This window comes from Methylobacterium sp. UNC300MFChir4.1, assembly GCF_900110155.1.
Lineage (GTDB): Bacteria > Pseudomonadota > Alphaproteobacteria > Rhizobiales > Beijerinckiaceae > Methylobacterium.
Window position 1 is genome coordinate 188,024 of sequence record NZ_FOCS01000010.1, and the last position, 12,980, is coordinate 201,003.

Below are 12,980 nucleotides of genomic sequence, written 5' to 3' on the forward strand. Positions count from 1 at the left end.
GAGACCGAGACAGATGGCCCACACCCACGCCAAGCTCGTCATCATCGGCTCGGGACCCGCCGGCTACACGGCGGCGATCTACGCCGCCCGCGCCATGGTCGAGCCGCTGCTGATCTCCGGCTTCCAGCCGGGCGGCCAGCTCATGATCACCACGGATGTCGAGAACTACCCGGGCTTCGCCGAGGCCATCCAGGGCCCCTGGCTGATGGAGCAGATGCGCCTCCAGGCCGAGCACGTCGGTACCCGGATCGTCTCGGAATACATCACGAAGGTCGATCTCAAGCAGCGGCCGTTCCGCCTCGAGGCCGATTCCGGCGAGACCTACTCGTGCGACGCCCTGGTCATCGCCACCGGGGCGCAGGCCAAGTGGCTCGGCATCCCGTCCGAGGCGGCGTTCCAGGGCGGTGGCGTCTCGGCCTGCGCGACCTGCGACGGGTTCTTCTTCCGCGGCAAGGACGTCGTGGTGGTCGGCGGCGGCAACACTGCGGTCGAGGAGGCCCTGTACCTCGCCAACATCGCCAGCAAGGTGACGGTGGTCCACCGCCGCGACAGCTTCCGCGCCGAGCGGATCCTTCAGGAGCGCCTGTTCAAGCACCCGAACGTCGAGGTGCTGTGGCACCGCGAGATCGCCGAGATCTGCGGCGTGCAGAAGCCGGCACCGAACGTGACGCACGTCCGTCTCAAGGATCCGCGTTCGGGCGAGATCAGCGAGGTGAAGGCCGACGGCGTGTTCGTGGCGATCGGCCACCAGCCGGCGACCGCCATCTTCGAGGGTCAGCTGCCCATGCGCCACGGCGGCTATCTCACCGTGAAGCCCGGCACGACCGAGACCGAGATCCCGGGCGTGTTCGCCGCCGGCGACGTCACGGACGACGTCTACCGCCAGGCGATCACCGCCGCCGGCATGGGCTGCATGGCGGCTCTGGAGGCGGAGAATTTCCTGGCCAATCTCGAGATCGGTGAGAGCCCGGTCCAGGCCGCCGCGGCGGAATGACGGCCGGACGGGCCTCCGCACCTCCCGCGCGAAGCCGTCAGGCCCCGCATTTCAACAAGTTCGCGCTGCTTATGCTTGCGCAGGACCATGCACCGTGTGCATAGGAGTGCTGACTGCGCCGGGATGCACCGATTGCATGCCCGCGCGGTGTCGGGAGCGGCCATCCGCACGCGGCACCGCGCAGTTCGCCCGGTGATCTGCCCGCCGCTTCGCGCCCCTTCTCCACCCCGGGCGCGACCCGCGGGCGCGCGCTGGTAGGGGTTCTCGCCTTGGACTGGGACAAGATCCGGATCTTCCTCAACGTCGCGGAGGCGGGGAGCTTCACCAAGGCGGGTGACGATATCGGGCTCAGCCAATCGGCGGTCAGCCGCCAGATCAGCGCCCTGGAGCGCGAGCTGAAGGCGCCGCTCTTCCATCGCCACGCCCGCGGCCTCCTGCTCACCGAGCAGGGCGACCTGCTGTTCCGCGCCGCGCGGGACATGAAGCTGCGCCTGGAGAATACCCGGGCGCGCCTCGTCGAGACCTCCGAGCGGCCGACCGGCGACCTCAAGGTCACCACCACGGTCGGCCTCGGCACGTCCTGGCTGTCGCAGCGGGTCGGCGAGTTCCTGGACCTTTACCCGGACGTGCGCATCGAGCTGATACTCACCAACGAGGAGCTCGATCTGGCCATGCGCGAGGCCGACGTGGCGATCCGAATGCGCCGCCCGGCGCAGCCGGACCTGATCCAGCGGCGGCTGTTCACCGTGCACTACCACGCCTTCGCCAGCCCGGATTACGTGAAGCGGTTCGGCGAGCCCAAGACCATCGAGGAGCTCGACGACCACCGCCTCGTCTCCTTCGGCGGCAACGAGCCCTCGTACCTGCTGGCCGCCCACTGGCTCGCCGATGCGGGCCGCGAGGGCCGCGAGCGGCGCCAGGTCCACCTGACGGTGAACAATATCGGCGCCCTGCAGCGCGCCATGGAGGCCGGCGCCGGCATCGGCATCCTGCCCGATTACGCGGTGGATGGCGGCCAGCAGCTCGTGCAGGTTCTGCGCGAGACCGAGATGCCGAGCCTGGAGAGCTACCTCGTCTACGCCGAGGAGATGCGCTCGGTCGCCCGGGTGCAGGCGTTCCGCGACTTCCTCGTCTCGAAGGCGCAGCGCTGGACCTACTGAGCATCCGATGGTTGGATCCGTCTCCTCACGGAGACGATTCGATGCGCGCTGCTCTCTACGCTCTGATCCTCGTCGCGGGCTCCACCGGCGCGATGGCGGATGACTGCGCGGAAGCTTGGTACCAACGCAACCTGATCTACAAGCAGGCCGGCTACTGCTTCACCACGCCGCGCGCGATCCAGACCTTCGGCAACGCCGATTGCCGGTACGACGCCATGGATCGCGTGCCGCTCTCGCGCCAGGAGCAGGCGACGGTGGCGGATCTGCAGGCCTTCGAGCGGGCCCATGCCTGCCCGCGCTAGGCCGCGGACCGTCGACCTCGTCGGCCGGGCAGCGTAGGAGCCGCGCCGTCGCTGCGGAAGCCGCGCCAGATCAGCACGGCTCCGGCAGGCCGGTGCTCACACGAACAGGCGCTCGCCCTCGAGGCCCTTGTAGAGGCCGGCGACCTGCTCGCCGTAGCCGTTGTAGATCAGCGTCGGCACGCGCTGGTCAGTGCCGAGGACGCGCTCGGTCGCCTGGCTCCAGCGCGGGTGCGGCACGGCCGGGTTCACGTTGGCCCAGAAGCCGTACTCCGAGGCCTGCAGACCCTCCCAGAAGGTCTTCGGCCGGTCGGCCGTGAACGAGATCTTCACCAGCGACTTGGCCGACTTGAACCCGTACTTCCACGGCACCGCGACGCGGATCGGCGCCCCGAACTGGTTGGGCAGCGGCTTGCCGTAGATCCCCGTGACCATGAAGGCGAGGTCGTTCCCGGCCTCAGCCAGTGTCAGGCCCTCCGTGTAGGGCCAGGGATAGAAGAACGCCCGCTGGCCGGGCGCCATCGCCTTGTCCATGAAAGTCTCGAAGCGGATGTACTTCGCGCCGGAGGCGGGCTTGGCCAGCGCCACGAGCTTCGCCAGCGGGAATCCGGTCCAGGGCACCGCCATCGACCACGCCTCGACGCAGCGGTGACGGTAGAGACGCTCCTCCAGGCCGACCTTCCGGATCAGGTCGTCGACGCCGATCTCGAACGGCTTCTCGACGAGCCCGTCGATCTTGAGGGTCCAGGGCTGCGTCTTGAGGGCGTTGGCCGCCGGCAGCACCGTCTTCGACGTGCCGAACTCGTAGAAATTGTTGTAGTCGGCGCTGAAGCGCTCCGGGGTCAGGGGGCGGTCGAGCGTGTAGGCGGGGTTCTGCGGCGCCGGGTAGAGCGGTTGGTCGCCCGCCGCCGCGAGGGCCGCGCGCCCACCCAGGAGCGAGCCGGCCGCGAGCCCGGCCGCGCCGCCGATCAGGGCCCGCCGATTGAGGAAGACGGCCTCGGGCGTCGCCAGATGCTCCGGAATCTCCCAACCGCGCCTGCGCTTGATCAACATGGCCGTCTCCTCGGATCTCCTGCCTGCACAACCCACAGATCGGCCGCGGCCGACAGGGGCGCAAGCGCCGCAGCCTCACCTTTCGGCGAACGGCGCGCAGGAGTTACGCCGCCCGTGAGCGGCACCGGGACGCAGGCCGTCGTCCGCCGCGCGGGCGAGGCTCAGGCCGGCGGCGTCTCGTCGCGCAGCATCCGCCGCAGCACCTTGCCGACATTGGTCTTCGGCAGGGTCTCGTGGAGCACCACGCGGCGGGGAACCTTGTAGCCGGTGAGCTGTGTGCGGGCATGCGCCCGCAGGACATCGGTGGAGACCGACGGGTCCTTCAGGACCACGTGGGCCACCACCATCTCGCCCGTCTCCTCGCTCGGCGCGCCGACCACCGCGCATTCGAGCACGGCCGGGTGGGCCGCCAGCACGTCCTCGACCTCGTTCGGATAGACGTTGAAGCCGGAGACGAGGATCATGTCCTTCATCCGGTCGACGATCCGGACCTGGCCGTCCGCCTGCAGGATCGCGACGTCGCCCGTCCGGAAGAACCCGTCCGCGGTCATCGCCCGCGCGGTCTCCTCCGGCCGATTCCAGTAGCCGCGCATCACCTGCGGGCCGCGCACGCAGATCTCGCCCGGCTGCCCGGCCGGGAGGGGTTCGCCGGAGACGGCGCGGATCGAGACCTCCGTGGAGGGCAGCGGGTAGCCGATCGTGCCGGAGAAGTCGCGCATGCCCCGCGGGTTGACGCACACGACCGGCGAGGTCTCCGACAGGCCGTAGCCCTCAATGATCGTGTTGCCGGTCAGGGCCTTCCAGCGCTCGGCCACCGCCCGCTGGACGGCCGTGCCGCCGCCGACCACGAAGTCGAGGTGGGCGAAATCCACCGTGCCGATCTTCGGATGGTTGATCAGGACGTTGAACAGCGTGTTCACGCCCATCAGGTGGGTGAAGCGCGTGCGGCTCAGGGTCTTGACCATGCCGTCGCAGTCGCGCGGATTGGGGATCAGCAGGCAGGAGCCGCCGCTGCGCATGAACTGGAAGAAGCACGCGGTGAGCGCGAAGATGTGGTAGAGCGGCAGCGCCGTGACCACGCAGCGCGCGACGCTCGGATCCTTCGAGTTGAACCAGAGCTGCGACTGCTCGACGTTCGCCATGATGTTGCGGTGGCTCAGCATCGCCGCCTTGGCGATGCCGGTGGTGCCCCCGGTATATTGCAGGAAGGCGAGGTCCTCCGGGTCGACCGCGGCGGACGCGCGCGGCATCGTCCGGCCCTGGCGGAGCACGGTGGCGAACGGGATCGCCAGCCCTTCCGGCAGGCGGAACGGCGGCACCGCCTTGCGAACGTGCCGGCTCGCGAGGTTGATCACCCGCCCCTTCAGCCCCAGCCCGTCGCCCGGACCCACGAGGACGACCCGCTCCAGGGCCACGTCCGGCAGCGCCGCCGCGATGGTGGCGCCGAAATTCTCCAGGACGATCAGGATCCGCGCGCCGGAATCGTTGATCTGCTGCACGCATTCCCGGGGCGTGTAGAGCGGGTTGGTGTTGACCACCGTTCCCCCCGCCAGGAGGACGCCGAAGATCGCCACGGCGTAGGCGGGGACGTTCGGCAGCATGATCGCCACGCGGTCGCCCTTCGCCAGACCCTGTCCGCGCAGCCAAGCCGCGAGGTCGCGCGCCTGCTGGCCGAGGGTCGCGTAGGTCATGGTCGAGCCGAAGCACAGCATCGCCGGCCGGCTTGCGAAGGCGGTCACGCTGGTCTCGAACAGGTCGACCAAGGTCCCGAGGCCCGCGACGTCGATCTCCGCCGGGACGCCGGGCGGATAGAAGGGCAGCCAGGGCCGGTCGGAGGCCCGGTGGCCCGGCATCGCTCCGGCCGTGGCGGCTCGAGCGCCGTGCTCCATCACGTTCGCCTCATGCATCGCGATGCCTCCCGCGGGCCCGACTCTCGGGGGCCGAGTCCCGCAACGCCTGTCGCGCGGACTCTGCGGGAACGGAGGCCGGCCCGCAAGGCAGGGGGGTCAGAGGGCTGGACGATGCCGGCGCAATGTCGCCAGCACGGTGTGGGGCAGGGCCGCCGCGATCAGCAGGCCGGCGGCGAGCGCGGCCTCCTCCGGCCGCATCGCCCGCCGGGGCCAGGGGCCGACGCCCAGGTCGCCGGCGAGGCCGATCAGGATCGCGCCGAGCCACAGGGTCAGGAAGGCGAGCGCGCCGTAGCCGACCCGGCGCAGCCGCGGCCGCAGGGGCCGGTTGGCCGCGACCGCGAACAGGCCGAGGACGCCGCCGAACGTCAGCGCGCCCACGGCGGCGCCGAGCCCGTAGGCCAGCCACAGGGGCTGGTGGGTGAGGAAGGCCATGCCCCCGGCGGCGAAGGCGCCGCGCAGGACGAGGCCGCCGAAGGTCGGGTAGAGCCCGGCGGCGAGGAGCGCGGCCGCGCCCGCCAGTCCGAACACGATCCGGCGCGGCGCGGAGCCCGGGCCCGGGCCCGTCACCACCCGCGCGAGGTGGCCGAGCCCGTAGACCAGCGCGAAGGCGAAGAGCGGGTAGCGGGCGATGAAGTAGCCGAAGATCCAGGGCTCGAGGGCCTCCGGCACGGCGTCGCGCTGGCTCAGGCCGGTCGCCGCGACGAGAGCCAGGGCGGCCAGCATGGCGAGGATCGGCCCCGCCGCTGCCAGAAGGCCGCCGGCGCGGCCTCCGGACGTCCCGGCGCCGGGACCGACCCGGTCGAGCGCGGCGTTGGCGTGTGCGGCCATGCTGGGATCAGCCGGAGAGGCGCGCGGGGTCGGGACCGCCGCGGCCGCTCTAGCGGGCCTCGTAATGGTCGCGGATCAGCCGGTCGAGGAGCCGCACGCCCCAGCCCGCGCCCCAGCTGCGGTTGATCTCGCTGGCGTTCGACGACATCGCGACGCCGGCGATGTCGAGATGCGCCCACGGAACGTCCTCGACGTAGCGCTTGATGAACGACGCCGCGGTGGCGGCGCCGCCGTGGCGGCCGCCGGTGTTCTTCATGTCGGCGAACTTGGAATCGATCGCCTTGTCGTAGGCGGGGATCAGCGGCATCCGCCACACCTTCTCGCCGGTCGCCTCGCCGGCGGCGTGGATGTTGCCCGCCAGCGTGTCGTCGTTCGAGAACATGCCGGCGATGTCCTGGCCCAGCGCCACGATGATCGCGCCGGTCAGCGTCGCGAGGTCGACGATCGCCTTGGGCTTGGTGCTGCGGATGACGTGGGTGATCACGTCGGCCAGCACCAGCCGGCCCTCAGCGTCGGTGTTGATCACCTCGATGGTCTGGCCCGACATGGAGGTCAGGATGTCGGACGGGCGGTACGAGCCGCCGTCCGGCATGTTCTCCACGATGCCGATGGCGCCGACCACGTTGCAGCGCGCCTTGCGGGCGGCGAGCGCGTGGAGCGCGCCGACGACGGCGGCGGCGCCGCCCATGTCGCCCTTCATGTCCTCCATGCCGCCGCCCGGCTTGATCGAGACGCCGCCGGAATCGAACACGACGCCCTTGCCGATGAGCGCCACGGGCGCCTCGGCCGCGGGGCCGCCGTTCCAGCGCATGATCACGATCCGCGGCTCGCGGGCCGAGCCCTGCGCCACCGCGAGCAGCGCGCCCATGCCGAGTTCCCGCATCCGGGCCGGCTCCAGCACCTCGATCTCGACGCCGAGCTTGGCGAGTTCCGAGGCGCGGCGGGCGAACTCAGCCGGGAAGAGCACGTTCGGCGGCTCGTTCACGAGGTCGCGGGCCAGGACCACGCCGTCGGACAGGCACTTGGCGCCCTCGCCCTCGCGGGCGGCCGCGCCGTGATCGGCGAGCAGCAGGGTCAGCGCGGTGACGGTCTTGTCGTCGGCGTCGGGCTTCTTCTTGGTCTTGTAGCGGTCGAACGCGTAGGTCCGCAGGCGCGCGCCGAGGGCGAACTCGCCGGCCTGCGCCGCCGTGACGGTCGCGCCCGGCCAGTCGAGCACGACCCGGGCGGTCCGTCCCGCCACCTTGCCGGCGGTGAAGCCGCCGAGCGCCGGCCAGTCGGTCTTGGCCCGGTCCTTCTCCGAGCCCAGGCCCACGACCACGAGGCGGTCGGCACCGACGCCCGCCGGGGCCGGCAGGGACAGGGCGCTGAGCGAGCGGCCCTTGAACTTCTCGGAGGCCGCGGCGCGGGCCACGAGATCCGCCCCGGAGGCGCCCAGCGCCTCGCGGGCGGCCGACCCGAGCGACAGGTCGTCGCCGACGAAGACCACGAGATCGCCGGATCCGCCGGGGCCCTGGCCGCTCTGCTCCAGGGGACCGAAACCGACCTCGATACCGTCCGCCATACCCGTCGCCCTGCCCGTTATTCCGGAGCCGTACTACGCACCCGCGCGCCGAGGCGCGGGCGATCCGCCCTGTGTAGCCGCTGAGACGGAGAACGCAACGCGGCGTGACAGCCCTGGAATCGCCCCTTTTGTCGGGTCCCTGCCGCCACGAGGGCGCGAGAGGACGAGCGGGACTGCCGGGCCGATGAGGCAGATCGAGCGCTACATCTTTCGGATCGCCCTGGGCGCCACCCTCGCCTGCCTGATCGGGCTGACGGGCACCATCTGGCTGACCCAGGCCCTGCGCGAGCTCGATCTCGTGACCGCCAAGGGCCAGACGCTGCTGGTCTTCCTCTTCGTCACCGGCCTGTCGCTGCCGACCCTCGTCGTCGTCATCGCTCCCGTGGCGCTGTTCATCGGCACGATCTACGCGCTCAACAAGCTGAACGGCGATTCCGAGCTGATCGTCATGTCGGCGGCCGGGATGCCGCCGCGCTCGCTGCTGCGGCCCTTCCTCACCCTGGCGCTGTTCGTCAGCTTCCTGGTGGGATTCCTGGTCGTGGTGGTCATGCCCGCGAGCTTCCAAGAGCTGCGCGACGTGATCACCCGGGTGCGCGGCGACTTCATCGCGAACGTCGTCAAGGAAGGGCAGTTCACCCAGCTCGACAACGGCATCACCTTCCACTTCCGCGAGCGCGGGCCGGGCGGCACCCTCAAGGGGCTGTTCATCCAGGACCGGCGCGAGGCCGGGAAGACCAAGGTCTACCTCGCCGAGCGCGGCAACGCGGTCGACGTCGACGGCCAGAGCTACCTGATCCTGGAGAACGGCAGCGTCCACCAGCAGCAGAAGGACTCCCGCGATTCCTCGATCCTGACCTTCGAGCGCTACACGATCGACCTCGCGGCCTTCGCGCCCCCGGATTCCGACACGATCTACAAGCCGCGCGAGCGCTCGACGGCGCAGCTCCTGTTCCCCGACACGACGGAGGGCTACTACAAGCTGCAGAAGGGCCGGTTCCGGGCCGAGCTGCACGACCGGCTCTCCGCCTGCCTCTACCCGCTGGCCCTGGTCTTCATCGCCTTCGCGGCTCTGGGCGATCCCCGCACGACCCGGCAGGGGCGCGGCGTCGCGATCGCCGGCGCGATCGTCGCCGTCGTGGCGCTGCGCATCGGCGGCTTCGCGGCGGTCAGCGCCGCCGCGCGCAGCCCCGCCGCGGTCCTGGCGGTCTACGGCGTGCCGCTGCTGGCGATCCTCCTGTCGAGCCTCCTCATCTTCTACGGGCCCCGGGTGCGCGCCTTCAACGCCGCCCTGGCCCGCGCCGTCCGCGGCCGGTTCCGCGGCCCGCGCCTCGCGCCGGCGGCCTGAACCCGATGATGCTGATCGGTCCCACTCTCGGGCGATACTTCGCCGCCCGGTTCCTCCGCACGGTGCTCGGCGTCTTCATCACCGTGTTCGCGCTGGTCTACACGCTCGACTTCGTCGAGCTGCTCCGCCGCGCCGGCGAGGCCCAGGGCGCGTCCGCCGGCCTGATGGCGCAGCTCTCGCTCTACCGCACCCCCGCGGTGGCCGAGGGCGTCCTGCCCTTCGCGGTCCTGTTCGGCTCCATGGCGGCCCTGCTCCAGCTCTCGCGCAAGCTGGAACTGGTGGTCGCCCGCGCGGCCGGGATCTCGGCCTGGCAGTTCCTGCAGCCCGGCTTCTTCGTGGCCCTCGCCCTCGGCGCGCTGGCGGTCGGCGTCTACAACCCGGTCTCCGCGATGCTGAAGCAGCGCTCCACCGAGATCGAGGCGAAGATCTTCGCCAAATCCACCAAGGCGAGTTCGGGCAAGGACCTCTGGATCCGACAGAAGGGCCTCGATGGCGAGGCGATCCTGCGCGCCGAGACCGCCATCGAGGGCACGACCACCCTGGCGGGCGTGTCGGTCTTCACCTTCGACGGCGCCGGCAAGTTCGCCGAGCAGCTCGTCGCGGCCCGCGCGACGCTCCACGACGGCTACTGGGAACTCTCCGATGTGCGCGTTCTCACACCGGGCACACCGCCTGAGTCGTTCGACACCTACCTGATCGCCTCGAACCTCGACCCCGCACAGGTGCGTCAGGGGTTCACCCCCCCGGAATATGTGCCTTTCTGGCAACTTCCCACAACGATCGCGCGGACCGAGCGGGCCGGTTTGGACGCCACCCGCTACCGTCTCCAGTACGATGTCCTGTGGGCGCGGCCGGTGCTGTTCGTGGCCATGGTCATCGTCGCCGCAACCGTTTCCTTACGGTTCTTCCGCTTTGGTGGTGTCGGTAAACTCGTCCTCGGTGGCGTCGCGGCCGGCTTCGCCCTCTACGTGGTCCGACAGGTCATGGAGGGGCTCGGAGCATCCGGACTCGTCGCCGCACCGGTGGCGGCCTGGTTCCCGGCCGTGGTAGGCAGTCTTCTCGGTACGCTCACGCTTCTGTACCAGGAAGACGGCTGACTTCCGCGATCCTTCGCGGGACGGGAGACGGGTGTTGAGGTTGGTGGCGGCAGACGTCACAGGGGTTGGGACGCGCGTTGCGTAAGGTCGCCGACATCCTGCGGAAGGCTGGTTTCCGGGCCGCGCTGGCGCTCGCCGCGCCGCTGGCCGGGGGCCTGTCCGCCCATGCCCAGGGCCTGCCCGCCGTCGCGGCCGGGAAGCCCGGCGACAAGCTGCTCGTCGAGGCCGACGAGCTGATCTACGACAACGACCGCGGCACCGTGACGGCCCGTGGCAACGCCGAGCTGCATTACGGCCCCCGGACCCTGCAGGCCGACCGCGTGCGCTACGACCGGAATTCCGGCCGGGTCTTCGCCGAGGGCAATGTCCGCCTCACCGAGGCCGACGGCGGCGTCGTGACCGGCGCGCGCATGGAGCTCACCGACGACTTCAAGACCGGCTTCGTCGACGCCTTCCGCGGGCAGCAGACCGTGCAGCGGAAGTTCGAGACGGTGCGCACCCGCTTCTCCGCGCCGCGGGCCGAGCGCCTGAACGGCGAGCAGACGAGCTTCGAGTCCGGCAGCTACACGGCCTGCGAGCCGTGCAAGGACAACCCTGAGACGCCGCCGCTGTGGCAGATCAAGGCGAAGAAGATCATCCACGACAACGAGACCCACACGGTCTACTTCGACGACTCGACGCTCGAGATCGCCGGCATCCCGGTGGCCTACCTGCCGTATTTCGAGGCGCCGGACCCGACGGTGAAGCGCAAGACCGGCTTCCTGACGCCGCGCTTCGTCACGACGACGGCGCTCGGCAACGGCGTGTCGCTCCCGTACTTCATCAACCTCGCGCCGAACTACGACCTGACGCTGACGCCGACCCTGCTCAGCCGCCAGGGCCTGCTCGCGCAGGGCGAGTTCCGCCAGCGGATCGACAACGGCTTCTACAACATCCGCCTGTCGGGCATCTCGCAGACGACGCCCTCGGCGTTCCTGCCGAGCCCCCTCGGCGCCGGCGAGCGCGACTTCCGCGGCTCCGTCGAATCGCAGGGCCGGTTCTACATCAACCCGCGCTGGCGCACGGGCTGGGACCTCGTCGGCGTGACCGACAAGTGGTTCCTCGACAATTACCGGATCCGCAACCAGAACATCACCACGGACTATTTCCGTGAGGCCACCTCGACCGCCTTCCTGATCGGCCAGGGCGACCGCTCGTGGTTCGAGGCGCGGGGCTACTACTTCAAGGGCCTGTCGAGCTTCGACTGGCAGAAGCAGCAGCCGATCGTGGCGCCGGTGATCGACTACGACAAGCGGATCAATGGCCCATCGGAGATCGGCGGCGAGGTGCGCTTCCAGGCGAACATCACCAGCCTGACCCGCGAGACCACGCAGTACCAGGGCCTGCCGCGGACCTCGAGCTACCTGTTCTCGCCGAGCGTCAACGGCGTCAGCTTCCCGCTCTACCAGACCTGCACGGTCTTCCAGCGCGGCCTGTGCGCCATCGACGGGCTCGCCGGCACGAACACCCGCGCCTCCGCGGAGCTGTCCTGGCGCCGCAGCTTCATCGACGATCTGGGCCAGAAATTCACGCCCTTCGCGTACCTGCGCACGGACGCGTTCTTCAACAGCACGAGCTTCTCGGGCTACCAGAATGACCTCGTCCCGCAGGTCGCGCACGTCGATCAGGGCTTTGCCGGGCGGGTCATGCCGGCGATCGGCCTCGACTACCGCTACCCGTTCGTCGCCAATTTCGGCGCGCTCGGCGTCCACACCCTGGAGCCGATCGGCCAGATCATCGCGCGCCCGTCGGAGACCCGGATCGGCCGCCTGCCGAACGAGGACGCGCAGAGCCTCGTCTTCGACGACACCTCGCTGTTCGAGTGGGACAAATTCTCGGGCTACGACCGGGTCGAGGGCGGCGTGCGCACCAATCTCGGCGGCCAGTACTCGGTCGTGACCCCGTCCGGCTGGTACGCGAACGTCCTGTTCGGCGAGTCCATCCAGCTCGCGGGCGTCAACTCGTTCCGCCGCGGCGACATCGCCAACACCGGCCTCGATTCCGGGCTCGAGACGCAGCGCTCGGACTTCGTCGGCCGTTTCCAGGTCTCGCCGAACCAGAACATCACGTTCATCAGCCGGGCCCGGTTCAACCAGTCCGACTTCCACGTGGCGCGGTTCGAGACCGGCGCGACGGCGCGGTTCGCGCCGTTCCTGCCGCTCACCGTCTCGGCCTTCTACTCGTACTACGAGGCGCAGCCTCTGCTGGGCTACAGCCACTACCGCGAGGGCATCACCGCCACCGCGACCTACAACATCACGCCGAACTGGTTCGTGTCGGGCTCGCTGCTCGTCGACCTGACCCACTACCTCGACGTGCGCAACACCTACACGGACGCGCTGAGCTCGTACCTGGCGAACCCGATCGGGACCGTGCCGATCTACCAGAACCCGGGCCGCTTCTACCTGTCGGGCGCGAGCTTCGGCGGCGGCTACCAGGACGAGTGCACCACCGTCTCGCTGAACTACATCAACTCGCCGATCGCGACCGCGACGGGCGTCCGCGAGCGCAACCAGACCGTGCTGCTGCGGGTCGAGCTGAAGACCCTGGGCGAGGCCGACCTGCGCCAGAACGTCGGGACCGCCACCACCGCCGACGGCATCGCCTCGATCCGCTGAGGAACCGGGACCGGCGGCGCGCCGGTCCGGCGCGTCGGCCGCCGCGATCCCGCCGCTCGGTCTGAGCCGCCGAGGA

At 70.3% G+C, this 12,980-nt stretch carries 10 protein-coding genes; 6 read left to right on the forward strand and 4 right to left on the reverse strand.

Features of this window, described 5'->3' with window-relative positions:
• Positions 1–13 precede the first annotated feature (13 nt).
• The 3 genes from trxB (at position 14) to BMY19_RS15735 (ending at position 2,456) form a co-directional block, all read left to right on the forward strand.
• Positions 14–994, forward strand: coding sequence for a thioredoxin-disulfide reductase (gene trxB / locus BMY19_RS15725; protein ID WP_100252232.1), 981 nt, complete (start codon positions 14–16; stop codon positions 992–994).
• A 269-nt stretch (positions 995–1,263) separates the two neighbouring features.
• Entirely contained in the window at positions 1,264–2,154 is an 891-nt protein-coding gene (locus BMY19_RS15730) for a LysR family transcriptional regulator (protein WP_012317569.1), read from the forward strand.
• 41 nt (positions 2,155–2,195) lie between these two features.
• On the forward strand, positions 2,196–2,456 hold the full coding sequence (locus tag BMY19_RS15735; RefSeq protein ID WP_100252233.1) for a YARHG domain-containing protein: 261 nt from the start codon (positions 2,196–2,198) through the stop codon (positions 2,454–2,456).
• 96 nt (positions 2,457–2,552) lie between these two features.
• On the opposite strand, the gene msrP is transcribed toward BMY19_RS15735, so the two are convergent.
• The 4 genes from msrP to BMY19_RS15755 all read right to left on the reverse strand — a co-directional run bounded on the left by msrP (position 2,553) and on the right by BMY19_RS15755 (position 7,805).
• Positions 2,553–3,506 carry a protein-methionine-sulfoxide reductase catalytic subunit MsrP gene (msrP, locus tag BMY19_RS15740; RefSeq protein ID WP_091680143.1) on the reverse strand — a complete coding sequence of 318 codons (954 nt, stop codon included), beginning with the start codon at positions 3,504–3,506 and terminating at the stop codon, positions 2,553–2,555.
• Positions 3,507–3,667: 161 nt separating this feature from the next.
• Positions 3,668–5,359, reverse strand: coding sequence for an AMP-binding protein (locus tag BMY19_RS15745; RefSeq protein WP_100252234.1), 1,692 nt, complete (start codon positions 5,357–5,359; stop codon positions 3,668–3,670).
• A gap of 153 nt (positions 5,360–5,512) precedes the next feature.
• Positions 5,513–6,244: a hypothetical protein gene (locus tag BMY19_RS15750; protein ID WP_100252235.1), complete on the reverse strand. Its 732-nt coding sequence runs from the start codon at positions 6,242–6,244 to the stop codon at positions 5,513–5,515.
• Between the two features lie 49 nt (positions 6,245–6,293).
• Positions 6,294–7,805: a leucyl aminopeptidase gene (locus BMY19_RS15755; RefSeq protein WP_100252236.1), complete on the reverse strand. Its 1,512-nt coding sequence runs from the start codon at positions 7,803–7,805 to the stop codon at positions 6,294–6,296.
• Between the two features lie 184 nt (positions 7,806–7,989).
• Between BMY19_RS15755 and lptF the strand changes: the two genes are divergently transcribed.
• The 3 genes from lptF to BMY19_RS15770 all read left to right on the forward strand — a co-directional run bounded on the left by lptF (position 7,990) and on the right by BMY19_RS15770 (position 12,904).
• Positions 7,990–9,150 (forward strand): LPS export ABC transporter permease LptF, encoded by a 1,161-nt coding sequence (gene lptF / locus BMY19_RS15760; RefSeq protein ID WP_020093547.1) that lies wholly within the window; start codon positions 7,990–7,992, stop codon positions 9,148–9,150.
• A gap of 8 nt (positions 9,151–9,158) precedes the next feature.
• The gene (gene lptG, locus BMY19_RS15765) at positions 9,159–10,247 is read left to right on the forward strand and encodes an LPS export ABC transporter permease LptG (RefSeq protein WP_100252249.1); all 1,089 of its coding nucleotides are present in this window, start codon (positions 9,159–9,161) and stop codon (positions 10,245–10,247) included.
• 77 nt (positions 10,248–10,324) lie between these two features.
• On the forward strand, positions 10,325–12,904 hold the full coding sequence (locus BMY19_RS15770) for an LPS-assembly protein LptD (RefSeq protein WP_091680147.1): 2,580 nt from the start codon (positions 10,325–10,327) through the stop codon (positions 12,902–12,904).
• Positions 12,905–12,980: the final 76 nt, after the last annotated feature.

What these genes read in the sequence shown, in the direction of transcription:
- trxB (WP_100252232.1), top strand. Translation starts at nt 14, where the DNA reads ATGGCCCACACCCACGCCAAGCTCGTCATCATCGGCTCGGGACCCGCC.
- BMY19_RS15735 (WP_100252233.1), top strand. Translation starts at nt 2,196, where the DNA reads ATGCGCGCTGCTCTCTACGCTCTGATCCTCGTCGCGGGCTCCACCGGC.
- msrP (WP_091680143.1), bottom strand. Translation starts at nt 3,506, where the DNA reads ATGTTGATCAAGCGCAGGCGCGGTTGGGAGATTCCGGAGCATCTGGCG.
- BMY19_RS15745 (WP_100252234.1), bottom strand. Translation starts at nt 5,359, where the DNA reads ATGCCGGGCCACCGGGCCTCCGACCGGCCCTGGCTGCCCTTCTATCCG.
- BMY19_RS15750 (WP_100252235.1), bottom strand. Translation starts at nt 6,244, where the DNA reads ATGGCCGCACACGCCAACGCCGCGCTCGACCGGGTCGGTCCCGGCGCC.
- BMY19_RS15755 (WP_100252236.1), bottom strand. Translation starts at nt 7,805, where the DNA reads ATGGCGGACGGTATCGAGGTCGGTTTCGGTCCCCTGGAGCAGAGCGGC.
- lptF (WP_020093547.1), top strand. Translation starts at nt 7,990, where the DNA reads ATGAGGCAGATCGAGCGCTACATCTTTCGGATCGCCCTGGGCGCCACC.
- lptG (WP_100252249.1), top strand. Translation starts at nt 9,159, where the DNA reads ATGCTGATCGGTCCCACTCTCGGGCGATACTTCGCCGCCCGGTTCCTC.